The organism is Archangium minus (assembly GCF_044360475.1).
GTDB lineage: Bacteria > Myxococcota > Myxococcia > Myxococcales > Myxococcaceae > Archangium > Archangium minus.
In genome coordinates, this window is record NZ_CP043494.1 from 11,560,163 (window position 1) to 11,585,353 (window position 25,191).

Annotated in this window: 22 protein-coding genes; 13 read left to right on the forward strand and 9 right to left on the reverse strand. The window is 68.8% G+C overall.

What is annotated here, in order from left to right; genetic code table 11:
• Window positions 1–56: 56 nt before the first annotated feature.
• From F0U60_RS47260 to F0U60_RS47280, 5 genes are read right to left on the reverse strand one after another with little or no spacing between them, the layout of a single operon-like run.
• Window positions 57–1,151 carry an NAD(P)/FAD-dependent oxidoreductase gene (locus F0U60_RS47260; RefSeq protein ID WP_395810487.1) on the reverse strand — a complete coding sequence of 365 codons (1,095 nt, stop codon included), beginning with the start codon at window positions 1,149–1,151 and terminating at the stop codon, window positions 57–59.
• Window positions 1,148–2,905 (reverse strand): fatty acyl-AMP ligase, encoded by a 1,758-nt coding sequence (locus F0U60_RS47265; protein ID WP_395810489.1) that lies wholly within the window; start codon window positions 2,903–2,905, stop codon window positions 1,148–1,150. Before F0U60_RS47265 ends, F0U60_RS47260 begins: the two co-directional genes overlap by 4 nt.
• Window positions 2,902–3,183, reverse strand: coding sequence for an acyl carrier protein (locus F0U60_RS47270; RefSeq protein WP_395810491.1), 282 nt, complete (start codon window positions 3,181–3,183; stop codon window positions 2,902–2,904). The genes F0U60_RS47265 and F0U60_RS47270 overlap by 4 nt, the downstream gene beginning before the upstream one ends.
• Window positions 3,176–3,748, reverse strand: coding sequence for an isoprenylcysteine carboxyl methyltransferase family protein (locus tag F0U60_RS47275; RefSeq protein WP_395810493.1), 573 nt, complete (start codon window positions 3,746–3,748; stop codon window positions 3,176–3,178). Before F0U60_RS47275 ends, F0U60_RS47270 begins: the two co-directional genes overlap by 8 nt.
• Window positions 3,742–4,827, reverse strand: a complete 1,086-nt coding sequence (locus F0U60_RS47280; protein ID WP_395810495.1) for a type III polyketide synthase — start codon at window positions 4,825–4,827, stop codon at window positions 3,742–3,744. Before F0U60_RS47280 ends, F0U60_RS47275 begins: the two co-directional genes overlap by 7 nt.
• Before the next feature lie 560 nt (window positions 4,828–5,387).
• On the opposite strand from F0U60_RS47280, the gene F0U60_RS47285 reads away from it, so the two are divergent.
• Window positions 5,388–5,861 (forward strand): CHAP domain-containing protein, encoded by a 474-nt coding sequence (locus F0U60_RS47285; RefSeq protein WP_395810496.1) that lies wholly within the window; start codon window positions 5,388–5,390, stop codon window positions 5,859–5,861.
• Here the strand turns inward: F0U60_RS47285 and F0U60_RS47290 are convergent.
• Window positions 5,848–7,104, reverse strand: a complete 1,257-nt coding sequence (locus F0U60_RS47290; RefSeq protein ID WP_395810498.1) for a DNA glycosylase AlkZ-like family protein — start codon at window positions 7,102–7,104, stop codon at window positions 5,848–5,850. The two genes, F0U60_RS47285 and F0U60_RS47290, sit on opposite strands and share 14 nt — an antisense overlap.
• Window positions 7,105–7,164: 60 nt before the next feature.
• Complete coding sequence (locus tag F0U60_RS47295; protein WP_395810500.1) at window positions 7,165–7,656, reverse strand: hemerythrin domain-containing protein; 492 nt, start codon at window positions 7,654–7,656, stop codon at window positions 7,165–7,167.
• A 438-nt stretch (window positions 7,657–8,094) separates the two neighbouring features.
• On the opposite strand from F0U60_RS47295, the gene F0U60_RS47300 reads away from it, so the two are divergent.
• Entirely contained in the window at window positions 8,095–8,451 is a 357-nt protein-coding gene (locus F0U60_RS47300) for a MarR family winged helix-turn-helix transcriptional regulator (RefSeq protein ID WP_395810502.1), read from the forward strand.
• 102 nt (window positions 8,452–8,553) lie between these two features.
• The gene (locus F0U60_RS47305) at window positions 8,554–8,931 is read left to right on the forward strand and encodes a hypothetical protein (RefSeq protein ID WP_395810504.1); all 378 of its coding nucleotides are present in this window, start codon (window positions 8,554–8,556) and stop codon (window positions 8,929–8,931) included.
• 21 nt (window positions 8,932–8,952) lie between these two features.
• On the opposite strand, the gene F0U60_RS47310 is transcribed toward F0U60_RS47305, so the two are convergent.
• Window positions 8,953–9,870: an endonuclease/exonuclease/phosphatase family protein gene (locus F0U60_RS47310; protein WP_395810506.1), complete on the reverse strand. Its 918-nt coding sequence runs from the start codon at window positions 9,868–9,870 to the stop codon at window positions 8,953–8,955.
• Between the two features lie 101 nt (window positions 9,871–9,971).
• Window positions 9,972–10,646, reverse strand: a complete 675-nt coding sequence (locus F0U60_RS47315; protein WP_395810508.1) for a DUF4336 domain-containing protein — start codon at window positions 10,644–10,646, stop codon at window positions 9,972–9,974.
• Between the two features lie 84 nt (window positions 10,647–10,730).
• Between F0U60_RS47315 and F0U60_RS47320 the strand changes: the two genes are divergently transcribed.
• The 10 genes from F0U60_RS47320 (at window position 10,731) to proS (ending at window position 25,111) form a co-directional block, all read left to right on the forward strand.
• The gene (locus tag F0U60_RS47320; RefSeq protein ID WP_395810510.1) at window positions 10,731–11,939 is read left to right on the forward strand and encodes a cytochrome P450; all 1,209 of its coding nucleotides are present in this window, start codon (window positions 10,731–10,733) and stop codon (window positions 11,937–11,939) included.
• A 76-nt stretch (window positions 11,940–12,015) separates the two neighbouring features.
• A complete protein-coding gene (locus F0U60_RS47325; protein ID WP_395810512.1) occupies window positions 12,016–12,957 on the forward strand; it encodes a sulfotransferase domain-containing protein in 942 nt (313 codons plus the stop codon).
• A 71-nt stretch (window positions 12,958–13,028) separates the two neighbouring features.
• A complete protein-coding gene (locus tag F0U60_RS47330) occupies window positions 13,029–13,223 on the forward strand; it encodes a DUF6229 family protein (RefSeq protein WP_395810514.1) in 195 nt (64 codons plus the stop codon).
• A 105-nt stretch (window positions 13,224–13,328) separates the two neighbouring features.
• Entirely contained in the window at window positions 13,329–16,169 is a 2,841-nt protein-coding gene (locus F0U60_RS47335; protein ID WP_395810516.1) for a type 2 lanthipeptide synthetase LanM family protein, read from the forward strand.
• 203 nt (window positions 16,170–16,372) lie between these two features.
• Window positions 16,373–17,032, forward strand: a complete 660-nt coding sequence (locus F0U60_RS47340; RefSeq protein ID WP_395810518.1) for a Tfp pilus assembly protein FimT/FimU — start codon at window positions 16,373–16,375, stop codon at window positions 17,030–17,032.
• A gap of 14 nt (window positions 17,033–17,046) precedes the next feature.
• Window positions 17,047–17,601 carry a prepilin-type N-terminal cleavage/methylation domain-containing protein gene (locus F0U60_RS47345; RefSeq protein ID WP_395810520.1) on the forward strand — a complete coding sequence of 185 codons (555 nt, stop codon included), beginning with the start codon at window positions 17,047–17,049 and terminating at the stop codon, window positions 17,599–17,601.
• Window positions 17,602–17,603: 2 nt separating this feature from the next.
• Window positions 17,604–18,827: a PilW family protein gene (locus F0U60_RS47350; RefSeq protein ID WP_395810522.1), complete on the forward strand. Its 1,224-nt coding sequence runs from the start codon at window positions 17,604–17,606 to the stop codon at window positions 18,825–18,827.
• A gap of 4 nt (window positions 18,828–18,831) precedes the next feature.
• On the forward strand, window positions 18,832–19,350 hold the full coding sequence (locus F0U60_RS47355) for a hypothetical protein (RefSeq protein WP_395810524.1): 519 nt from the start codon (window positions 18,832–18,834) through the stop codon (window positions 19,348–19,350).
• A 23-nt stretch (window positions 19,351–19,373) separates the two neighbouring features.
• Window positions 19,374–23,603, forward strand: coding sequence for a pilus assembly protein PilY (locus tag F0U60_RS47360; protein WP_395810526.1), 4,230 nt, complete (start codon window positions 19,374–19,376; stop codon window positions 23,601–23,603).
• A gap of 74 nt (window positions 23,604–23,677) precedes the next feature.
• The gene (gene proS, locus F0U60_RS47365) at window positions 23,678–25,111 is read left to right on the forward strand and encodes a proline--tRNA ligase (protein ID WP_395810528.1); all 1,434 of its coding nucleotides are present in this window, start codon (window positions 23,678–23,680) and stop codon (window positions 25,109–25,111) included.
• Window positions 25,112–25,191: the final 80 nt, after the last annotated feature.

The following is a 25,191-nucleotide window of genomic DNA, read 5'->3' on the forward strand; positions in this document are numbered from 1 at the left end:
GGTTCCATGCGCCACCGTAGCGTTCCAACCAAGCGGCGCTCCAGCGCCCTGAATTGCTAAACGATGGCGTGGGCGAGAATCTGCTCGAAGACGCGCGGATTCGTGCCCAGCCAGCGCACCAGGGGACGACGCAGCCTCGGCCTGCTGGCCAGCAACAACAGACTCCGCGTCAACCATGCATACTTGCGGAACGTCCGTTGAAACACCCGCTCGTAGGGCTGCAATGACTCACGCGTTGCGCCCTTCGCCAGCGCGTCCGGCAGCAGGTGTCCCAGTGCCTCCGCGCACGTGAAGGCCAGCGACAACCCCTCCCCTGTCACCGCGTCCACGTACCCCGCCGCGTCACCCACCAGGGCGAAACGGTCCGCCACCCGCGCCCTCGCCGCGCGCGCCAACGGTCCCGCCCCCCGGGCCCTCGAGTCAGGCTCCGCGCCCATCACCCGCTCGGCCAACGAGGGGAAGCGCGTGAGCAGAGACTCGAAGCTGATGCGCCCCGGCAGCCCGTCCGCCCAGAGGATGGCCACGCCCACCCGCTCGTCCCCAGCCGGCGTGACGTACGCCTCCGCGCCCTCCGCCAGGTACACCTCCACGAAGGGTGTCCACGGCTTCATCCGGAAGTGCCTCCGCAATCCGAAGCGCCTCGGACCTGCCACGTCCAGCTCCAGCCCCTCCGCGCGCCGCAGCGGCGAGGCCAGCCCATCCGCCGCCACGAGCATCCGCGCCCGCAGTGGCCCGGTCGATGTCTCCAGCTCCCACCCTTCCGCCGTGCGCCGCTGGCCCCGCACCGCGCAACGCTCGCGCAGCTCCACGCCAAGCATCCGCGCTCGCTCGGCCATCGCCGTCACGAGCGCCACCCGCCGCACGCCCAGGCCTCCGGGCGCCGGCAGCCGGCCCTCCGCGCCGCTCCCATCCTCCTGCACATAGCGGATGCCCACGAAGGGCGCGCACTCCCGCCGGTCCAACAGCGAGAGCGCCCCGAAGCGCTCCAGCGCCGCCACGCCCGAGGGCATCAGCCCCTCACCGCACGCCTTGTCCGGTGGCACGGCGGCGCGCTCCAACACCACCGTGCGCAGGCCTCGCTTCGCCGTGGTGAGCGCCACCGCCAACCCCGCCGGCCCTCCACCCACCACCACGACGTCCCAGGCGCTCACCCCTCGTGGCCCCCTGCTCGGGCGAGGGCCAGCGCGCTCTTCGCCATCTCCACGACCAGCCCCACCGTGCCCACCTTCTTCGGCGCCGACAGCTCACCCGCCAGGTAGCGCCGCAAGGCCTCGCTCCGGCGCAGCTTCCCGCTCGAGGTGCGCGGCAACGTCCCTGGCACCAGCACCCGCACCGTGTGCGGACGCACGCCTGTGCCCGCTACGACGGCCTCGCGCACCCGCTCCTCCAGGCCTTCCACCTCCGCGCCCGGCGCCTGCTCGGCGAGGATGAGCAGCGCCTCGTCCTGCTCTCCCTCGGGGGTGAAGCCCAGCGCCACCGCACAGCCCGTGCGCAGGCCCTCCACTGTCTCCAGACACTCCTCGAACTCCTGGGGCGCATGGTTGGCGCCGCGGATGATGACCACATCCTTGGCTCGGCCGGTGAGGAACAGCTCCCCGTCCTGCTCGAAGCCCAGGTCCCCCGTGTCCAACCAGCCCTCGGCGTCCAGCGAGCGCTGCGTCGCCTCCGAGAGGCCGAAGTAACCCGCCATCACCGAGGGCCCTCGCACGAACACCCGCCCCACGCGACGCTCCGGCAGCACCTGGCCCAGCCCGTCGCGCACCTGCACCTCGAAGCCCGGCACCGGACGCCCCACGGACACCACCTCGCGCGAACCGTCCACCACACGCCGCTCCGTGGCCAGCACCCGCGCGTCCACGCCCACCGCGTGCGGCCCTCTACCCGCTGGCGGGAAGGTGACGGCCAGCGAGGCCTCGGACAGCCCATACACTGGCCGCAGCGCTCCCGCCTGGAAGCCCCACCGAGAGAAACGCTCAGTGAAGCGGCGCAGCGTCTCCAGTGACACCGGCTCCGCGCCGTTGAGCGCGTACCGCCAGGCCGAGAGGTCCACGCCCTCCAACTCCGCATCCTTCACCCGCTTGAGGCACAGCCCGTAGGCGAAGTTGGGCGCGGGTGAGACGAAGCCACGGTGCCGCGACAACGCACGCAGCCACAACGCCGGGCGCGCGAGGAACACCTCGGGAGGCAGCAGCACCATGCTGCCCGGGTAGTACACCGCCGACAGCAGGCAGCCGATGAGCCCCATGTCGTGGTACAGCGGCAGCCACGACACCCCCACGGGAGCCTGGCCCGGCGCGGGTGGAAGCTCCGCCTCCAGCGCCGCGAGCTGCGCCATCAAATGGCCGTGGCGAAGCGCCACCGGCTTCGGGTCCACCGTCGAGCCCGAGGAGAACTGGATGAGGGCGAGCGCCTCAGGAGTGACGGACACAACCAGGTCTCCCTCCTCGCGGGATACCTCGTCCACCGTGTGGCAGCCGAGCCTTGGACGCGCCGCCGCCACGGACGCGCCGAGCAGCAGCCGCACCTTCGCGTCCGTGAGCACCACCGCCGCGCCGGACACCTCCAACATGCGAGCGGTGGAGCGGTGGTACTCATCCAGCCGCCCCAAGCGCACTGGCGGGTAGAGCGGCACCGGCACCGCGCCCGCGAGCAGTGCGCCGAAGAAGGCATCCATGAAGCCCGGAGAGGTAGGCAGCAGCAGCGCCACACGTTCTCCGGGAGAGACCCCCAGGCGTTGCAGGCCCGCGGCGGTGCGACGAGCCCGCCCGTACACCTGCGCCCAGGACAGGGACGTCTCGCGCTCGGTCGCGTCCACGAAGACGAGCCCGTGCGAGCTCCGTGCCGCGGCGGCGAGTGCTTCGTCAAGGGTGGCGTGCTTCACCCGAGGCAACGCCGGTCCCCTCATGGCGCGCCTCCCGCACATGTCATCTGGGACTCCTCGGCGGCGCGCGAGGCCACCAGCCGCATGAGATCTCCAACGGTGCGCACCCCCACCGAGTCCTCCATGGACAAACGGATGCGGAAGCGGTTCTCCAGCTCCACCGCCAGGACCGTCAATCCCAGACTGTCCAGCTGCAGGTCCCGGATGAGCTGCTGCGAGGGATCCACCGGGCCCTTCCAATCCAACTCCTGGGAGAAGATGCGGCGTATCTCGGAAAGGACGACCAGCTCGTTCTCAACCACGGGGCACCTCCGGAATGAAGCGAGGCCTGTTCGCGAAGGCGTCGGCATAGGCCGCGCCCAGAGCCGCCTCCTCGGCGCGGATGCGCACCAGGAGCAGCCATGCATTGGCCAGGGAGAAGACCACGGCCGTCACCCACGCTCCGTGGATGAGCGGCACCGCGGCCAGCTCCAGCACCACCGCCACGTAGTTGGGGTGACGCAGGTAACGGTAGGGCCCGCGCGTCACCGGCGACAGGCCCGGCACCACGATGATGCGCGTGTTCCAGAGCGCTCCCAGTGAGACGATGGACCAGTAGCGCAGCGCCTGGGCCACGAGCGCCACACCCAGCGCGGCGAAGCCAATACCGCCCGGAAAGGGACGCCCGAGCGCCACCACCTCCGCCACACACGCGACAAGGAAGAGCGAGTGGAGCACCACCATCACCCGGTAATGCCTCTGCCCCGTCTCCACACCGCCGCGCGCGAAGGCCCGCGCCGCGTTGCGTTGGGAGATGACGAGCTCCACGAGCCGCTCGGCGGCGAGCAGCCCCAGAAAGGCCAGGTACCCGTTTAGCGAGCTCACCATCGCAGGAGCACCAGCTCGGCGCAGAAGCCCGGTCCCATGGCCATCAACACGCCCCAGTCCCCCGGCTGGGCTCGGCCGGACTCCAGCATGTCGCCCAGCACGAAGAGCACGGAGGCCGAGGACAGGTTGCCCACCTCGCGCAGTGAGGCCCAGGAGTGCGCCAGTGAGTCCGGCGTCAGCTCCAACGCTTCCTCGAAGGCCTGCAACACCTTGGGGCCACCGGTGTGCGCCACCCAGTGCTTCACGTCCTTGAGCGTGAGGCCATGCTCGGCGAGGAACCCATCCACGTCCCGGCGGATGAACTCGCGCACGAGCTGCGGCACCTTCGCGGACAGCACCACCTTGAAGCCCGAGTCCACCACGTCCCAGCCCATGATGCGCTCGGTGTCTGGGTAGAGCACCGAGCGCGTGGCGACGACGCGAGGGCCGGCTGCCGCACCGCTCCGCTCGGCGCCCTGGAGCACCACGCACGCTGCGCCGTCGCCGAAAAGCCCCGAGGCAATGATGTTAGGGATAGAGAGGTCCTCGCGTTGCAGCGTGAGCGAGCACAGCTCCACGGCGAGCAGCAGCGCCGTCTGGCCCTTCCAGGCCCGGAGATAGTCCGAGGCCCGTGCCGCGCCCGCCGCGCCCGCCACGCACCCCAGGCCGAAGATGGGCGTGCGCTTCATGTCCGGGCGCATGCCCAGCCGGTTCATCAACCGCGCATCAATGCTCGGCGTGGCGATGCCCGTCACGGTGACGAAGAAGATGTGGTCCACGTCCCGGGGGGTGAGCCCCGTGCGATCCAACGCCTGACGCACCACCTGCTCGCCCAGCTCCAGCGCGACTTGAATCCAGGCGTCATTGCGCTGCTGAAAGGTGACGAGCGAGGGGTACTTCTCGATGGGCAACGCGAGGAAGCGTCCATCCACGCGAACCGAGCGATGCAGTTCCTCCAACCGCTCGATGTTGAAGTGCCGGGTGGCCCACATGTCCCGCAGGGCTCCGATGATCTGCTCCTGACGGGCATAGTGGGGAGGAAGCAGGCGCTCCACCGCGCGGATGACGGGGGAAGAGTCCTGGCCTGGTGCGGAATTCATCAACGCCGTCCCTGTAAGGGTGGGAAACGACGGTTAATCACCCATCCGTAAGGGTGCGACCTGCGGTGAAAAGATTGAACTTGGCAGCTCCCTCTCAAGCCGTGGACATGCTGGTTGGCTGACAACTCGAGTCACCCCCCAGCCGCGAGGAGCGCGCACGTGTTGGATTGCGCACACCCGAGGCGGGGGGAGCTCTTGGTTGGCCCACGGGGTGCGAATGCACTGACTCCGCGGGTCGCCCTTCCTGGCTTGGAGCACGTCGCCCGAGAAACAGGCTGGGCAGACATCTTCCACGTTCAGGACACATCGGGGGACCGCTCGCGTCGGCGAGCGGACAGCACACCCGGAAAACGGAGGGGCACGCGGGTTGCTCTGGGCAATCCGGCATGCATCGTGCCTTCTTGATGTGTGCCCTGTTGGGCCTCCTGCTCCCGGGTTCCGAAGCCAGAGCCGCTCGCCGTGCCGCCTCAAGCCAGAGCACTCGGGTCGCCTCTGGTCCGCTCGCACACAGAGCCGCGGTCCGCGCCTCCCTGTGGGTGGGGCTCCCTTCGCTCTCGCGGGTGAGCCGCTCGGTCAATGATGACTGCTCCGGGCTGGCCAACCTCGCCTACCGCAAGCGAGGGTTGAGCCTGATGCATGACCGCCCCATCCCAGGAGAGGGTGGAGTCGCCTCCATCTACCGCAAGGCCAAGGCACTTGGCGCGCTGCACGACAAACCGCGTCCGGGTGACCTGGTCTTCTTCCGTGAGACGTATGACCGCAACCGCGACGGGCGACGCAATGACGGGCTCACGCACATCGGCGTGGTGGAGCGTGTAGAGCGGGACGGCACGGTGACGTTCGTGCACCGCGCGGGCGGAGGCGTGAAACGCTCGAAGCTGCACCTCACCCGGCCGAGTCTCCGCCGAGACGCCCGCGGCCGAGTCCTCAATGACTACCTGCGGCGCTCGGAAAAGGTTGCGCGGCCACGGCTCGCGGGGGAGTTGCTTGCAGGCTTCGCCACCGTGGACCGGCGATGGTTCACAGCGCCTTGACGATTGCCGCACGCTCCCGGACAGCCTCGTCGTTGTCGAGGACGAAGCTGTGCGCGTGGCCCATGTCGTCGCGGAGGAAGGCCGCGACCTCCTCGGCGAGGGCCTCGACAGCCTTGCGGCGCTTGGGGGCCAGCGTGTCGAAGGTGCCGAACACCACGGCGCCCGCGTCCAGGTCGTACTCCCACAAGCCCACCAGCCTGTCCCCGTCGAACAGCGAGCGCATGAACATGTGGCGTGCGTCGCCGAGCGTGCCGCCCCGGGTATTGCCCCAGACCGGCACCTTCCAAGCGTGGTGCTTGGGGTCGGTGAAGAGCGCGGGGCCTCCGTGGAAGGCGAGGTAGCCGTCCTCGAACGCAAGCATGGACACGGACGACGTAGCGGGCGCCTTCTCACGCAAGTGCGCGAGCTCCTCCTCCAGCACCCAGGCCTCGTCAGCGAAGCCCTCCACCGCCACCGGCACGAGCGGCAGCTTCTCCATCGCGGCACGGGCCTCACGTTGGGAGAGCGCCGCCCAGGTGGTGAAGTTCTCCACGGTGGCGGGCCCAGCCTGCCGGAAGAAGAGCGCAGCGATCAGCGCGTGCCGCTCCACGGGCTCACCAGGCACCTTCGCGCCAGTGAAGGGATTGCTCGTCGGCAACCGCCAGAGGTAGCGCTCGGTGTCCAGTCGCCCGCCCTCCAGCGTGCGCTCCAGCTTGCCCTCAAACTCGAGGTGCCGCAGGGCCGGGGGCAGCGTTGAGGAGATGCCCACCTTCTTGCCCTTGTCACCCAGGCTGCGCACGGTGCCTTCAGGCAGTGCCTTGCGCAGCGCATCCGTGGAGAGCGGCCCCTTGCGCAGGGCCTTCAGCACGGCCTCGCCCACGTCAGCGAGCTCAGTGGGAGCGATACCCGCCTTCTCGTGCTCACGGTCGGCACGCTTGCGGTATTGCTCCTCGGCGATGCGCAACACGAGCGGCACTTCCGGACGCGGCACCAGGTAGATGCAGCCACGCACGGCAGGAATCACCTGCAGCCGTGACTGAGCGACGGCATCGTCAAGTTGCTGGCGCTTCAACCCGGGCACCCGGGCCCGCAGCGCCAGGTAGACGTCCACACCCCCGAGGGTACGCGGCCAGCCCGTGGCCGCCACCACCTCCTCCAAACTCCCTCCGAGGGGCTCGGCAAGCCCCTGCTTCCGGTGCCAATGCGCGCGAGCACGCTCGAGGGAAATGGTGAGTGCGGGAGCTCGGGTGCTGCTTCGGGCCATGTCGTCCTCCGGGGCGCACTCTAGGAGAGCGCGCCCCGGCCTGACGACGGACCCAGAGTATCAGGCCAGCGGCGCCGCTTCGTCCGTCTCGCGAGGCACCTGCATGCGCGGCTGGGTCTGGATGACCTCGGAGAACATGGCCTCGAGCTGCTCACCCATGACGGCCAGCTCCTCCTTGGTCATCAGCTTCTTCACGCTCTTGAAGAGGTCCTTCTCCTCCTCCTCGACATGGTGCTCGACCAACTCCTGGAGCACCTTCATCTTGGCCTTGAACTGCACGTCGGAGGGATCCATGTCGAGCAGATCCGCGATGACGCGCTTCACCGACAGATGCTCCTCCACCGCCTCCTGGAGCTTGTCCGCCGTGGGCCCCACGTAGACGCTGGGATAGAAGATCTTCTCCTCGATGATGGCGTGCGCCGCGAGGTTGTCCGCGATGCGCACGAACAGGTCCATCAGCAACTCATCCTTGCCCTCACCAGCCTTCTCGAACTTCTCGAACAGTTCGTCGACCTCGCGGTGCTGCTGCGTCAACAGTTCGATGGCGTCCATGCTCTCTCTCTCCCGTCCTGTGTGAGTCGCGTGATGCGTTCCTGGGCTTAACTTCGGCACGGCTCCCGGGGACGCCAACTGTCAGGCTTCTTCCCCGCCGGGCCTGAAGGGAACCTGACCCCGCAGGTCCCGTCTGCCCAGGGACTTCTCCAGTGGTGTCCGAGAGGCTTGAATGCATGCCTGCTCTCCGGCGCAACAGGCACGGGTGTGACGCCTTGGAGGCAAGCACATGGCTTTTCGTCCGGGCGCGGCGGGACAACATTGCGCCGTATCGGGGCGGGTGCACCATCGAGCGGCCCGGGATGAGGAAGCTCCGTGTCACGGAATGTCTCTATAACGGAAGGCGCAGCAGGTGACGTCGACCGATTCCGGCAGCTCCTGTTTGAACTGGGCCGACTGCATTCACTGAGAGATCCGCTCGCCAGGCGCTGCGAGCGGATGGAGCTCACGGCGCCTCAAATCCACGCCCTGCTGTGGCTGGGGCAGGACGGGGCACTCACCATGGGCGAGCTGGCCCGGCGGCTCGGCATTACCGAGAAGACAGTCACCGGCGTGGTGGACAGGCTCGAGCGCGAGGGTCACGTGCAGCGTGAGCGCAGCCCCGAGGACCGCCGGGTCATCCGCTGTCGGCTGACGGCCTCGGGCTCGCGGCTCCACCGCAAGCTGGACCGAACCGTCGTCCAGGATATGGGGCGGATGCTGGAGTACCTGGATACCACCGACCGACGGGCCCTCTTCCGAATCCTCGAGAAGCTCATCGCCTCGGCCGAGTCGAAGGACCGGCCTCGCGGGTGACCGGGGGCTCGCAAGGCCCCGGTGGCTCCCCTCCCCTCCTGCCAGACATGTCACGCGGGAGACCGTGGACGGGTGCCTCCGGCTGCGCTTCACTGCGGGCCAATGACTCCTCACGAAGCGGAAAAGGCCCTGGCGGAAGCGGAAGTGGTGCCGTGCGTGGAGATGCAGCTCGCGGACGCGCGCCAATTGGTAGAGGCATGCCTGGCACAGGGCGTGCCCGCCCTCGTCCACCGCGAGGCGTGTAGCAAGCCGAGCTGTTCCCCGAAATTCCAGGTGCTCGTGCGTCCCGAGGACGCGCCCCGGGTCGCCAGCCTGCTCCAGCAGCGCTGGATGGACAGCCTTCAGCGTGAGGGGCTCCTCCCGGAAGGCCAGGCCCCGCGGGCCGTCCCCGAGGACGGCGAGCTGCCGTGCCCCGCGTGCGGCACGGCGGCGCCCCTGGTCAAGGGCGCGTGCAGCGACTGCGGACTGCAGCTCGAGTGAGCCGCCGCCCTTGGGCGGTGACTACTGGCTGGAGGAGGCGGAGGCCTCGTCGCTCGGGCGCTGCACCACCTCGACGGTGGGCGCCTTCACGGGCTCGAGCAGGGTGAGGTCCGCTACCACGGGGTAGTGGTCGGACGCGTTCACGCGCAGCACCTTGCCCCGCTTGGGCATGAAGCGATCACACGCCAGCACATAGTCAATGCGCAGGTTGGGGATGATGGGCAGCGGGTAGGTGTCCGCGGCCCCCTCGCCGCGCAGGGCGAACACGTCCATCAGCTCGCGCTTGAAGAGGCGCAGCGAGCCCGCCTCGGGCGTGTCATTCATGTCGCCCATCAACAGCTTGGGCCGCGGATCCTCGCTCATCCACCTCATGATGGCCGCGCTCTGGCGCACGCGGATGTCCCCGTTGAAGGGGCGCCGCGTGAGGTGGGTGACATAGACGCTCACCTCCTGCCCATGCACCTTCATGAGGATGCGCGCGACGGTACGAGGCTCGGTGCCGGGATCCACGGGCAGCGGCTGCTGCTCCACGGACTCCAACGGGAAGCGGGAGAGGATGGCCACACCGTAGTCCCCTCCGTGCAGGGAGGTGGTGCGGAAGTGGGCGTAGTAGGGCAGCCCGGTGCGCTGGGCCAGCTCCGCGGGCTGGTCCAACCCGTTGGAGCGCCGCGTGTTCACATCCACCTCCTGGAGCGCGACGATGTCGGGCTCGGCGGAGCGGATGGTCTCGGCCACCTTGTCCAGGCCACGGAGCGCGGACTGGATGTTGAAGGTCATGACCCGCAGGTCCCCCTCAGACTGCGTCCGCGCCATGACGGGAACCGCCAGGGCCCCTGGGGCCGAGAGCGTCACGGGAGCAGACCCGGTGCGGAGGGCGGGAGAGGAACAGGCGAGCGGGGTCGCCAGGAACAGGCCGGCGAGGAGTCGGTCGATTCGCATGGAGGGGGGGACCCATCATCGCAGCAATAAGGCAGACCGTCTTCCCTACCCCGAGAAGCCAGGCAGGAGAGCAGCCGGGCAATCGAGGGGAGCATGGGGAACTAGAGCCAGGCGAAGCCTTCTCGCAGCGCCTCTCGACCGCCGCTCTCGAGCACCCGGCCGTGGCACGGCACCACCCGGTCGAAGTCCCACGAGAGCACGCGATCCCTCCAGGCACGCAGCGCGGCCTTGTCCTTCACCATGAACTTGAGCACCCAGGTGGGCGCCAGCCGGCCATACGCCCCGCACAGCTTCAGGTAGTTGCGCGTCAGCCACGAGGAGGACTCATGGATGTTGAAGGCCACGTCGGTGAGCAGCAGCGTGCGGCTCGGGCGGTGCAGGAAGACGAACTCCTCGAACTTGGGGATGCCGTGCGCCAGCAACAGCTCGATGTCCGGTGACTGGCCCACATCCATCACGTCCGACAGCTCCACGTCGATGCGCAGATCCGGCCGCTTCTTCCGCAGCCCCGCGGGCGCGAGCACCTTCGCAGAGGGGTACGCGGCGGCCCAGTCCCCGAGCCACAGGTGGTGCATCACATTGGGCGCCACCAGGAAGCGCACCGGCCCCAGAGCGTCCACCGCGCTCCGAGTCTCCGCATCCAGCTTCACGGGCGAGTGCAGCCACAGGCCTCCCTCCGACAGGCGAATCACCGTCATCCGTGCACCCAGGTCAAAGCCGCTCACGCGGAAGGGAACATCCTTGATGAAGAGATCCTCGGACAGCGGACGCAGCATGGCGCGCTCCTTGGCTGTTGACCCTTGTACCAAAAACAAACCTGTTGCCGGAAAGCCATAGCACTTCGCGCTACGAAGTATCGCATGACACAGAACGCCTATGACCTGTGGACGCCCGCCCATCGCGCCAACCCCCGGCCTCTCTACGCGCGCATGCGACAGGAGGCCCCACTCGTCAGATTGGTGGATCCCGTCCGGAAGATGCCCTTCTGGCTGCTGACGCGTCATGACGATGTCGTGGCGCTGCTGCGCGATGGACGTCTGGCGAAGGACTCGCGCAAGCTGAGCCCGGAGAGACGCGCATACTTCTTCCGGCTCTCCCTGGATGAGCTCACCCGGCACATGCTGAACTCGGACCCGCCGGACCATACCCGGCTGCGCTCACTCGTCTCCCAGGCCTTCACCCCCCGGCGCATCGAGGCGCTGCGCCCACGCGTCACCGCCATCGCCACGGAGCTGATGGAGGCGGCGCTCGCGCGTGGGAGTGTGGATTTCATTGATGCCTTCGCCTTCCCCCTGCCCGTCATCGTCATCGCCGAGCTGCTGGGCGTGCCCGTTGAGGACCGCGAGCCCTTCCGCGAGTGGACGCACACCCTGCTCGTCCCCCCCACCAACGGAGACCTCGAGCCCGTCAAACAAGCGGGGATGAACTTCGTGCAGTACTTCACCTCGCTCCTCGAGCGGCGGCGGTCCGAGCCGGGTGACGACCTGGTCAGCGCGATGATCGCTGCCGAGGAGCAGGGAGACCGGCTGCGTGCCGATGAGCTCATCGGCATGCTCTTCCTGCTCCTGGTGGCGGGCCACGAGACGACGGTGAACCTGCTGGGCACCGGACTGCTGGCGCTGATGGAGCACCCCGAGCAACTCGAGCGGCTGCGCGCGGACCGGACGCTGATGGGAACGGCAGTGGAGGAGATGCTGCGCTACTGCAGCCCGGTGGAGACGAGCACGACGCGCTTCACGGTGGAGCCCCTCACACTCCATGGCCAGACGGTTCCAGCGGAGGAGTTGGTGATTGCCGGGCTGATGGCCGCCAACCACGACCCGGAGGTGTTCCCCGAGCCGGAGCGGTTCGACGTGGGACGCACGCCCAACAAGCACGTGGGGTTCGGCTTCGGCATCCACTTCTGCCTGGGAGCGCCCTTAGCGAGGCTGGAGGCTGCGGTGACCTTCGAGCTGCTCCTGGAGAGGGCACCTCGGGTGCGGCTGGCGGTGCCGCCCGAGCAACTGGAGTGGCGCAAGACGGCCTTCATCCGAGGCCTGGAGCACCTCCCGGTGACCCTCGGTGGCTGACCTGGAAGCACCTGGCGTTCTATCCTGACCCCATCCGCCCCCGACCACCGGCCTGTCGCCCAGGAGCCGCTCCCCGATGCATCGACGTCTGCTCGATTATGGCATCACCGTCCTTGGCCTGTTGGCGTCAGGGGTCTGGGGCCTCATGGGGCCCCTCCACTCGCTCTTGATGCGGCTGCGGTGGAAGCGCTTCCGGATGTATCAGTTCAAGACGCGCCCGGATGACGTGTTCATCGTGACGTATCCGAAGTCCGGCACCACCTGGATGCAGATGATCGCCTGGCAGTTGAAGTCGGGAGGGAGCCTGGACTTCCGTCACATCGAGGACGTGGTCCCCTTCATTGATCGCTGCGGCCCGGCGGAGCTGCCCCGACTGGAGGCGCTCGAGTCCCCCCGCTTCTTCAAGAGCCACCTCTCCTACGAGGACGTGCCACCCGGGGCCCGGTACATCTACGTCGTCCGCAACCTCAAGGACGTCGCGGTCTCGTACTACTACCACCACCTCCTGATGGAGGACTTCCGGGGCGGGCTCGACGTCTTCGTGAAGATGCTGGTGAACCGGCGCACGAACGGAGGGAGCTGGGCGCGGCATGTCCTCTCCTGGCTGGAGCACCGCAACGCGCCGAACGTGCTGTTCCTCTCCTACGAAGAGATGCAGGCGGATCTGCCCGGGACGATCCGGCGTGTGGCCCAGTTCAGTGGCATCGCGTTGGACGAGGAGCGCCTGCCCCTGCTCGTGGAGCAGTGCAGTGTGGCCTTCATGAAGAAACTCGAAGCGCGGTTCGACCCGCGGCTGAGCCGCCGGGGCAACTTCGTCCGCAAGGGCGAGACGGGCGAGGGGCTGCGCGAGCTCGACGCGACGCTCCAGGCGGCACTGGCAGCCGAGGAGCAACAGGTGCTCGACCGGGCGCGGGTGCTGGATTCCTCGGGCGCGCTGGAGCGACTGCTGCGGGGAGAGGCACCTACGAACGGGGCCGCCACAGAGGCGGAGCCCCAGAAGCAGCAAAAGATGGGGTAGGGGTTGGCATTCTGAACGCTTATACGCTTATCATGCCTTGCCGTCCCAACTCGCATCACCTGGAGGATTCAATGACTGATTCCCATGTTGACGAGATCCTGGCTGGTTGGCTGTCTGGCTCCGAGTCTGCCTTTGGCATGAACAATCCGGCGGGCCCGCTGTATCTGGGTGGCGAGGCGACGGAGGCGGCGCTGACCAACTCGACGGATGCGCTGTACACCGGCTGTAGCTCCTGCACCGGGTCGCTGCACAGCTACTGCTGCTGATCGCCGTCCCAGGAAGTCATCGTGAAACACCGTGCGGCATCGTGCCTTGGCTCCGGTGCCGCACGCTCATCATGGGATGGTTGAGTCGAGCGGGAGAGCCTTGTCATGGGAAATGAGGAGTCGAAGGTGGCCGAGAGCCCCTCTTCGGAAGGATTCGCACGCCCAGTGGCCCTGTTCATCGCGCCGTTCCTGGCGACGTTGGCCGAACGGCTGGGCCAGGTGCGCGGCCTGGGTGAGGCGGAGCGTGCCATCATCCACGCAGCCGCGGATGCGGCCCTCCGCAACAACGCCCAGGCCAGGCTCAACCGGGTGCTGCTGCTGGAGCTCCACGCCGCGGGAATGACGGGAAAGCTCAGCGCCACCGACGAGCAGCAGCGGTGGGCACAATTCATCGAGCTGGCCTGCACAGCCCCTTTCGGCGAACACCTGCGTCGCCGCTATCCGACGCTGCACGAGCGGCTCGCCACCGTCTGCCGGTTGCAGATGGATGCGGTGCTCACCCTGGTGGAGCGCTTCGTCGCCGATCGGGACGCCCTCAAGGAGTTGCCGGGCCAGCCCGGTGGAGAGCTGCGCGCCCTCTCGCTCGGCGCCGGTGACTCCCACCGCGGCGGACACACCGTGGCGCGGCTCGACTTCGCGCACGGCTCGGTGATGTACAAGCCGAGATCGGTCCAGGTCGACAGCGCGCTTCAGGCGTTGCTGGACCGCGTCCTGACCGATACGCCCGCCCAGGAGCGCATCCGGATTCCACAAGTGCTGATGCGTGACGGCTATGGCTGGGCGGAGTTCGTCGAGCACCGCTACTGCGAGGGCGAGGCCGAGCTGATCCGCTTCTACCGCAACCTCGGCCACTGGCTCGCCGTGATGCGACTGCTCGGCGGCACGGACCTGCACTCGGAGAACCTCATCGCGCACGGCCCCGTCCCCGTGGTGGTAGACGTGGAGAGCCTGTTCACCCAGGACCCCGTGGTTCCACCCTCCGGCCGGGGCCACGCGGTGGACCTCGCCGCCGAGACGATCCGCGGCACCGTGCTGCGCACCGGCCTGCTGCCCATCCGCGCCGATGGTCTCGCCCTGGCCGGCGTGGACATCTCCGCCGTGGGCGCGCTGCCCGGGCAGCAACCAAAGATTCAGGTCCCCACCATCGTCGACGGAGGTAGCGCCTCCGCGCGCCTGGGGATGACCACGGTGGAGCTGCCACCGACGAAGAACCACCCCAGTCCACGTCCCGTCCTTGAACGCTACTGGGACCAGATCGTCACCGGCTTCCGGGAGCTGACCGCGCACCTCGTGAAGCTGGACGCAGAGCGCGGGATGACCGAGCTGCTGCACCCCTTCCGCGGCTGCGAGGCCCGGCGCATCCTCCGGCCGACCCAGGCCTATGCGGAGATCGGCCGGATGCTGTGGCATCCCGCCTCGCTGCATAACGAGCCCGCCGCGGTGGAGCGCGCCAGGGACATCCTGCTCCGCAATGCCCATGCGATTCCCGGCGCACCCACCGGGCCCGAGGAGATCCACCGCGAGATTGGCGACCTGCTCGCGGGCGACGTCCCCGTCTTCACGGCCCTCGTGGACGATGCGCTGCTCGAGAAGACCGTCCACACGTGGCGGTCTGCCGACCTCCCCCGAGAGGAGATGACCATCCAGGGCGCACTCGTCAGCGCCTACCTGAACGAGCGCGTCCTGCCGCCTCGCAAGCAGGTCCCCACGCAGCGACTCAATCGGGAGCGGTTGGACACCCGCCGCAGGGCCGTCGCCGCCCGGCTGGTCAAACAACTGTGCGACGCGGCCATCCGCGGCAAGGACGGCACCGCCACGTGGATCAGCCCGGTGCTCACCGAGTTCGGCTGGGCCATCCGCCCGTTGACCGCCGACGTCTACAGCGGACAGGGCGGTGTCTCGATCGTCCTCGCCGAATACCTGCACGAGGTGCGTCGCCGGCGAGCCGATGCGGTGGACAGCGTGGCGGAGACCCTCGTCGGCGCCCTGGCGGTGCTCCGCGCGACGGAGGACCAGGTGCCCACGCCGCAGCTCGGTGCGTTCCTGGGCCTGGCCTCCCAGGTGTGGACCTGGAGCACGCTGTACGATCTGCTGGGCGAGCCGTGGATGCTGGAGCGTGCGCGCGCCCGCGCCCAGGTGCTCGACCAGCGAATGGGCGAGGAGGACAACCTGCTGGAGCTCATCAGCGGGGTGTCCGGCGCCATCGTGCCGATGCTCAACCTGGCCGAGCAGACCGGCGAGGAGCGATGGCTGCACACCGCCGCCGCGGCCAGCCGCCGATTGGAGAGCACCGCGAAGCTCGACGAGACCGGCGCGCGGTGGTCGACCTCCATGTTCCCCGAGGCCATTGGTGGCTTCGCCCACGGCGCGACGGGAATCGGCTGGGCACTGGCCCGGCTGGGGCTCAGCGCCGCCGGCACGGAGTCCGACCGTCGACGGTGGCTCGAGCTCGCCGACCGCGCCTTCGCCTTCGAGGAGTCGCTGTACCGCGCGGAGGCGGGCAACTGGGCCGATGCGCGCAAGGGCAGCGCCGTCGAGTTCCTGACGGCTTGGTGCCATGGCAGCACGGGCATCGGGCTGGCCGCCTGCGATCTCTACGTCCGCACGAAGGAACGACGCTACCTGGACGTAGCCCGGCGGGCCTGCGCCGCCGGCCTCCGCGAAGGCTTCGGGTGGAGCCACACGCTCTGCCATGGCGACCTCGGGTTGTGGGAGCTGCTGAACACCGTGCGGCGCATCGACCCCGACTACACGGGACTCGACCGCGAGTGGATGGACGCGGAAATCCTCTCCAGCCTGGAGGAGCGCGGACCGGTAGGCGGACTGGCCCGAGAGGCCTTCTCCCCCGGCCTGATGCCGGGGCTCAGCGGCGTCATCCACCTCCTGCTCCGGATGCACCCCGAGAACCGGCTCGCCTCGCCCCTGCTGATGGGCAGAGGCAGCTGATGGACAGACAGGGCAGGCAGGGGTGCAATCGTTACAAGAAGGGAAAATCCTTTCCCAGTAGAAAGGCCAGCCAGAGGTAACTCCGGCGGTCACTCGGGAAAGAGAAGTTCCCTCTTGTTCCAAGGACTTGGAAAGGGAGTCCCTGCCCCAGGGGATGGGTGGGCCGCACTTTGCACAAGCGGCCGAGCGGAAGGAGTTTCCGCGTGTCCACCCGGTCCCGCTCCACAGGCTTCACCCTCGTTGAACTGCTCGTGGGAGTCGCCATCCTCGGCGTCCTGGCGACGCTCGCGAGCCTGGCGGTGTTCCACGGCACCGCGCGCTCCCGTGTCAGCAATGCCGCCTTCGAGGTGAGCGCGCTGTACACCGCTGCACAGATGCGGGCCACCAGCATGGGCGTGCCGCACTACGTCGTCTTCCATGACGACGGCTCCGAGTTCGGCGTGTCGCTGCTGGAGCGTGCCGACTCGCTCGGCGCCTTCAACTGGGCCGGCGACGATGTCACGAACCTCTCCGCCGTGGGCGGCCTCGTGCACGAGCGTCTGCGGCTGTCCCATGAGAGCGGCCTGGGCTTCCTGGACCTCGGCGCCACGCGCACGGAGCTCCAGACGCTGCCCGCGCCCTTCACGTCCATCACCCTCACGCCGTCCGGCTCGGGTCGACTGCTCGGTGGGTGCACCTTCTGCACCGAGGGCACCGGCGGCGCCCGAGGCGTCATCCGCTTCTCTCCCAATGGCACCGTCCAATTGATGACAGGTGAGACGGAGGCCGGCGGCGTCATCGCCTTCGCGCCCGACTCGCGCAGGTCCGGCCCGTCCCGGTGGGTCGTCATCGCCGCGCCGGCCGGTGCCATCCGCGTCTTCTAGGAGGACTCGTCACCATGTCTCCGACTCCTCACGCCCGCAGCAGGCTCCGTGGATTCAGCCTCATTGAGTCCATGGCGGCCCTCGTCGTCTTCACCATCGGCATCCTCGGCGTGCTGCAGATGAACGTGCTGGCCAGCCAGCAGAACGGGCTCGCCCGGCGCCAGTCCACCGCGAGCAAGATTGCCCGCGACATGGTGGACGCCTTCGAGCGCCTGCCCTTTGAGCACGCGCTGCTGTCCACCGAGAGCACCATCGACCCGGGAGATCCACGCTTCGCCCGCTTCGACGAGGCCGACGGCCGGGTGATGTTGGCGGACGCGGTGGCGCTCGTTGGGGAGCGCCCGCTGCTCGGCGCGGCCCACGCGAGCGTGAGCACGGAGAGCGCCTACGAGGTGGCGTGGCGGGTGGCGCCCTTGAAGAACGACGAGGGCACCACCGAGGCCCGCCGCATCCTGGTGATGGTGCGCTTCCCCACCACGGCCGGGAGCCTCAAGCAGGTCAACGTCTGGGCGGTGAAGTTCAACCCTCAGGCCATTGGCCGGGGTGCCGCGGCCATCCCGGAGATTTGAGCATGCGCGCGCCTCGTCGCCCTCGCGGCTTCTCGCTCGTCGAGCTGCTCGTCGCCACCGCCATCGGCGGCGTGGTGCTCACTGGCATCTGCCTCGTCTTCATCTCACAGGCCTGGCAGTACCAGGCCCACGCGAGCCGCCGCGCGGTGCAGTCCAGCGTGCGGCAGGCGCTGGGCTTCGTGGAGCGGCACGTGCGCAACGCGGGCTATGGCGTGGACCCGGACCGGGCCATCCTCGCCTACGACTCCTTCGACGCGGCTGGCAACGCGCCCGGCAACGGGTACCCGGACGGCATCACCGTCCACGCGCGTGACCTGTACTTCCGCCGCCGCGCCACCACCGTGGGCACGGACTTCCTGCAGTTTGATCGCGAGCTCCAGCGTCCGCTGCACAAGGGAGAGATTCTGCTCGTCCTCTGCCCCGGCGCCATCCGCTACGCCTACGTGACGGTAGGTGAGACCGCTCCCGAGGGAGCCACCACCGTCCAACTGGACACCGCCGCCTCTCCGGTGGACTCGCCCTCGGGACCTCCGGGCGCGCTCTTCCACGAGCAGGAGCAGTTGAGTGACGCCTGCTTCCACGACACGGAGTCGCCCGTGGTGGTGAAGGTGGAGCGCTCCAGCTTCTACGTCGCGGCCTTCGATGATGACGGGGACCCGGCCACTCCCGACGCCACGCCCTACCTCATGCTGCACCGGGGGACGGACATCAACGGAGACGGCACCATCGACGGAGCGGACGCCGCACCCATCGCCGTGGGCATCGAGCAGCTCCAGGTGGCCTATATCCTCAACACACTGGGGAACACGCCACCGCCGCTTGTGGGCGTGGAGGACACCGTGCCCTGGGGCGAGACGTGGCACACCGGGACGCCCGAGACGGACCGGCCGCGCCTGGATGATGCCTATGCCTCGCCCCGGCGTCTCGGCTCGCACCCCGCCAATATCCGCCAGGTGCGGCTCACGCTCGTCGCGCGCAGCACCAAGGCCGACACGCAGCGCCCGGGGGATGACGTGCTCACCCCAGGCGTCGAGGGCACCGAGGGCCCTTCCCTCCCCTCCGGCACCACCTCCTGGCGGCAACTCGAGAACCTGGGCACCACGCCCGCGAAGACCTTCGACCCGCGCGGGGGTGGCTTCAGCCGCGCCGTGATGCGCGAGGCCATTGCCCCCAAGAACCTGCTGATGCGCTCGCAATTCATCCCCATCCACCCAGGAGGAGGTTGAGCCCATGCCTCTCCGTCCCCGTCGCGCCGCCCCCCGAGGCATGGCCCTCGTGCTGGCGCTCATCGTCGTGGTCCTCGTCACCCTGCTGGTGGCGGGGGCCATCTCCTTTACCGGCACCGAGCGCAACGCCGCGGTGCTCCAGACGCGCGAGGACTCGCTCTCGGCCTGCACCCAGGCGGCGCGCAACCTCTTCCTCGCACGCCTGCGGGTGCTCACCCCGGGCACCGCCGGTCAGGTGCGGCTCGATGACGCCTATGGCCAGGGCCTCATCCGCGCCGGCCACTTCACCGGCACGCCCGCGGCACCCGCTTCCGAGACGGCTCCGACGCCCACGCTGACGCACGTGGAGCGACTGCCCGCCAACCTCGTGGGTGCCTCGCGCGACACGGCCCGAGACATCAGCAACACGCTCGGCGACGCGGCCGAGGGGGCCTACTGGTACTCCGTCACGGCGCTCTGCCAGGAGTACCCGGGCGGCCCCGAGCGGGAAGTCGAGTTCGTCGTCCGAGTCGGCCTTCAGTAGCCCCCCTCCGAGGAACCACCCCCATGAACCCCTGGAGCCATCTCCCCCGCCTGTCCGCCGCCGCGCTCCTGCTCACCTCCGCCCTCACCCACGCGGAAGAGCCCGAGGCGAAGGCCGCCTGTTGTCAGCTCACCACCTCGTTGGCCGCCGAGGCCCTGCGCGGGGAGGACCTCACCGGCGACGAGCGCTTCTTCATGAGCGAGGGCACGCCGCCCAACGTCCACTTCCTCATCGACACCTCGGCGTCCATGCGCGAGCTGCCCCAGGTGCAGGAAGGCAACCACGAGGCCTTCTTCGCCTCGGGCGACGGTTGCTCCCAGCCGGACCTGCTCGCGATGCAGGCGGCCAACGGGTGGAACCCGGCCGTGAACTACCCCGTGCCCGACGCGGACCACCCCACCCTGTTCCAGAACGACAAGTTCTACGGGTACATGTTCTGGGAGGACTCCAACGCACCGGCCTCTCAGTGGAACACGAAGGAGGAGGTCTGCGCGTTCCAGCACCCGACGAGCGCGGATCCGACCCGAGCGCTCTACAACGCCTGCCTCTCGTGCCTACAGACGAAGGGCTTCTACAAGCGGCCCGGTGCCACGGGCGCGAGGCCGGGCACGGATCCGCGCAAGCTCACCTTCGCCTTCTCGGGCCGCTTGCTCAACTTCAACCCGCCCAAGTACGTGACGGCGAAGGCGGTCCTCAAGTCCATCATCAAGGACATGCGCCGGGTGCGCGTGGGCCTCAGCTACTTTGACGCGGACAACTCGGTGCACGGCGCGCTCATGGCCATGCCGCAGGGCCCCGCGTGTGACCAGCTCAGCGCGGACCCGCGGGCCTTCGACACCGTACGCTCCAACTACCTGGCAGCCGTGGACGCGCTGCGCTTCAAGGCCGCCACCCCGCTGGCCGAGTCACTCCTCAACCTCGGGCAATACTTCTCCTCCAGCAACGCGCTCTACACGGACACCTTTGGCTTCGACAGCAGCTACCTCAAGAGCGGCTTCCAGAACACGCTCCTCGCGCGTCCGGAGCGCAGCTGGTGCTGGGGCTGCCAGTCCACCTCCATCGTCATCGTCACGGACGGCGAGCCGAGCGCCGATGACCACGTCCCGGCCGGCACCCTCGAGGCCCTCAACGGAGGCGCGGTGGAGTGCCCTGCCTCGGAGCCGTGCGTGGAGGACGCGCAGCACAAGCTGGACGACGTGGCGAAGCTGCTCGCCACGCAGGACCTGCAGCGCGCGAGCCCCGAGATAGTGGGTGAATTCGACACAACGGGCCGGCAGAGCCTCACCATCCACGCCATCGGCTTCGGGGTGAACGCCAACATCCTCAAGAACGCCGCGCGCGTGGGCGGCGGGCTCTACCACCAGGCCAACGACGGCGCGGGGCTGAAGCAGGCCCTGGAGGAGATCATCGCCAACGTGAACCGGCGCTCCACGTCCTTCTCGGCGGCGTCCATGTCTGGGCAGCTCGGGGGCACGACGGGCACGCTGGTCCCCCGCCTGCGTCCGGGCCGAGACCACGACGAGCCGTGGCGCGGGTACCTGTACCGCTACAAGCTCGCCTCGGAGCTGCTGCTCGGCTGCACGCCGTCGCGGGCCCGCGCGGGCGATGACCCGTGGGATCTCAACGGAGACAAGGACTGCGAGGACGCCCACCTCATCGACGCGGACGACGATGCCGTTGTGGAGAACGAGCTGGGGGACTTCGTGAAGCTGAAGGACCGGCTGCAGCCAGCCAATCCCTTCTGGGAGGCGGGCCAGAAGCTGAAGGCCTCGGCAGCGCCCACCCAGCGGTGGAAGACGCGCGCCCTCTACACCATCGTGGACAACGGAGGCCCCACGGGCGTGCCGGACGGGCGCATCGACTCGAATGACACGCCAGTGGCCTTCACCGAGGAGAACGCCACGGCGCTGCGCGGCTACCTGGGCATCGGCGAGGGCGGGTGCACGGTGGCCGGCGAGAAGCTGGGCCCGGACGCCTGCGCCCGAGCCGTCATCCGCTACTACCGGGGCGCGGACGTGCTGAACGTGGACAGGACCCGGCGCGACTTCGACCGGCCCTTCCTGCTGCACGACATCTTCCACTCGGCGCCGCAGAGCGTGGAGCCCCCCATGCCCCGGGACTACTGTGGCTTCTCGCAGCAGTGCCTGCAGACGCTCCACACGGGCCGCACGGAGCAGGCGGCGTACACGGACACGAGCTCGGGCCGCACGCACGGGGCCTATGACGAATACGTGAAGCTGCACCAGGACCGCGACCGGGTGGTGCTGGTGGGCTCCAACGGCGGCATGCTGCACGCCTTCCACAACGGGAGCCGCTCCGGGAAGGACCCGCTCACCGGCCTGCCGCAGCACGACGAGGGCACGGGCGAGGAGCTCTGGGCCTTCGTTCCGCCGGACATGCTGCCCAAGCTGCTGCCCAAGCTGGGCAAGCATGGCTGGTTCGTGGACGGCACGCCCATGGTGCGCGAGGCCTGGCTGGACGGCGTAGGCAAGGCTCGGGACGCGATAGCCGACGGGAAGAAGCAGGCCAGTGAGTTCCGCACGGTGGCCGTCGTGGGCTCGGGCACGGGCGGGGTGCACCGCTTCGCGCTGGACCTGACGGAGCTGCTGAAGAGCCCGGGCGCTGGGCAGCCAGGCCGCGCTCCCAACCAAAAGGGTGACTTCCTATGGATGTGGCCGCAGCCGTGCGACGGGCTCGCGCTGCAACTGGGTGAGAGCGATGGCCACTTCGCGCCCCGGCCTCCCCCCATCGGCCCGGTGGCGATGGCGGACCCCGAGGGCCCGTGGCGCGTGGACGGCTCGCCGGCCCGTGAGGAGTGGGTGGTCTTCCTGAACGGGGGCTATGACCGCTCGCTCAGCCGTGGCCGAGGCCTGGCCATGGTGGACCTGAAGACGGGCGAGACGCTGTGGAGCTTCTTCCACGGTGACGGCACCGCACGCTCCGAGCACCTGCGCCACCCCTTCGCCGCCAGCGTGGCGATGATGGACATCGGCGGCGAGCTGAGCTCGAAGCCGGACGGGGACCTGCTCTTCGACACCGCTACGGTGGCGGACTACGGCGGCCAGGTATGGACAGTGCGCTTCTGGCAGCCAGGCGTGCGCTCGGCCGAGGGGCGGGTGGAGAACTGGTTCGCGGCCCGCGCCTTCCAGGTGAAGGCCTCGGACGAGGACGCCGTGCGGCCCTCCTTCAGCTACATGACCTCCAACACGGTGCAGGCGGACACGGGCTACCTGCGCACCTTCGTGGGGACGGGAGACCGCTACAACCTCGCGGAGAGCGGCGGGACGACGTGCCGGCTCTCCAACCCGCTGGGGTGCGCGCAGCTCGGCTGCCGGGCGAGCCAGACCGTCACCGTGGAGCGCGGGGGCTCGACGGCCTGGAGCTCCACCACCACCTACGCCAACTACACGTACACCCCCAGTCCCCCCACCTCGGGGACGGCCGGTGGGACCTGTGGCTCGACGAAGGTGTCACTTGCCTGGAACTACGGCGCGGAGAACGGCTGCACGGCGAGCGCCTCGGGCAGGCTGGAGTACACCTGTGACGGCACCGGCACCTCGTGGGGCTGCCGGGTGTCGAAGGATGACTGGATTCCCGTCGCCGCGACGAAGCCGCCGCCGGCCACCAGCCCCCACCGCTTCTATGGCTTCTGGAGCTACGGGGTGAAGAAGGCTCGCACCTTCGGCACCGACGCCGAGGCCACCAAGTACGACAAGGCCCTGCTGACGGAGGACGAGCTCGTGGACGTGTCCCAGTTCAACGCCGACGGGGACGTGACGGCGGGGGCGAAAGAAGCCGGGGCGCTGGAGGCGGGCTGGTACGTGAGGTACGGCGCGCCCCACGAGCAGACGGGCAGCGGCACGGCCATCGTCAGCGGGTGCGTGGTGTGGAACAGCTTCGAGGCCGGGGCGTCCGGGGGCATGTGCGCAGCCGCGGGGAGCCACAGCGCGCGCGTCTACCAGGCGAGCTTCGTGGGGGGGACGGCCGACTGCGCCGAGGGCTTCGCCACGGTGAGCGCGACGGGGGCCCCCCCGAGCTGGAAGCGATTCAGCCAGCGGGAGGTGGTGGCGGCCCCGGCGGACCCGGTGCCCCAGCGCAACCTCCAGACGGTGGACATCCTCCTCAACGAGCCGGGGACGGGCCCCCGCCGGGTGGGGGTCTCCCTGGAGAACGAGGCCCTCCAGTCCCTCTACCAGCTGGAGCTGGATCGTTCCGGCCATGACTGCCGGCACGAGGCCCAGCGGTGCGAGTAGCCCGCAACCATTGATTCTGGGCAGGGGCTGGCGTAGGCAACAGCCCTCACTCATTTTCGAAGGGTTTCAAGCAGATGGCCGAGAAGCTGGCACCGCGCGAGAAGGGCTTTTCCGAGTGGTACGTGGACCTGGTCCAGAAGGCGAAGCTCGCCGACTACTCGGACGTGAAGGGCTGCATGGTCATCCGGCCCAATGGCTATGCCATTTGGGAGAACATGCAGCGCGTCCTGGACAAGATGTTCAAGGACCTGGGCCACAAGAACGCCTACTTCCCGCTGCTCATCCCCGAGAGCTACTTGAAGAAGGAGGCCGAGCACGTTGAGGGCTTCAACCCCCAGCTCGCGGTGGTGACGCACGCGGGCGGCGGCAAGCTGGAGGAGCCCTACGTCATCCGGCCCACGTCGGAGACCATCATCAACCGCAGCTTCGCCAAGTGGATCCAGAGCTACCGGGATCTGCCGCTGCTCATCAACCAGTGGGCGAACGTGATGCGCTGGGAGATGCGCACGCGCCTGTTCCTGCGCACCACCGAGTTCCTCTGGCAGGAGGGTCACACCTGCCACGAGACCGAGGAGGACGCGGAGAAGGAGACGCTGCAGATGCTGGAGGTCTACCGGAAGTTCGCCGAGGACTACATGGCGATGCCGGTGATGACGGGGCGCAAGTCCGAGTCGGAGAGGTTCGCCGGCGCGCTGCGCACCTACAGCATCGAGGCGATGATGCAGGACAAGAAGGCGCTGCAGGCGGGCACCAGCCACAACCTGGGGCAGAACTTCGCCAAGGCCTTCGACACGACATTCCAGGGCCGAGACGGCAAGCAGCACCACGTGTGGCAGACGTCGTGGGGCGTGTCGACGCGCCTCATCGGCGGTCTCATCATGACGCACTCGGATGACGCGGGCCTGATTGTCCCGCCGAGGCTGGCGCCCACGCACGTGGTCATCATCCCCATCGCCGGCAAGGCGACGGACGCGGAGAAGACGCAGGTGCTGGAGAAGTCGCACGCGCTCGCGGCGGACCTGAAGAAGGCCGGTCTGAGCGTGGTGGTGGACGACGACGACACCAAGAGCCCCGGCTGGAAGTACAGCGAGCACGAGCTGATTGGTACGTGCCTCCGGGTGGAGCTGGGTCCCAAGGACCTGGCGAAGGGCTCGTGCGTGATGGTGCGCCGCGATGCTCGCCAGAAGGAGTTCGTCCAGCTGGACCAGGCGGTGGCGCGGGCCCAGGAGATGCTCGAGCAGATGCAGAAGGACCTGTTCGAGAAGGCGAAGACGTTCCGCGAGGCGAACACCTTCGAGGTGAACAGCTACGAGGAGATGAAGGAGAAGGCGGACGCGGGCTTCCTCCTGGCGCACTGGAACCTGGATCCGAAGGTGGAGGCGCGCATCAAGGAGGAGACGGGCCTGACCACGCGCAACCGGCCGTTCGCGCTCAAGCAGGAGCCCGGCAAGTGCGTGGTGACGGGCGAGCCTTCTCCGGGCCGCATCGTCTTCTCCAAGGCCTACTGAGCCGAAGCACCCGCCCTGCCCTCCCCGGCAACGGAGCCTCCAGAACCTCGTGGGCTGGAGGCTCACGGCACGGGACTGAC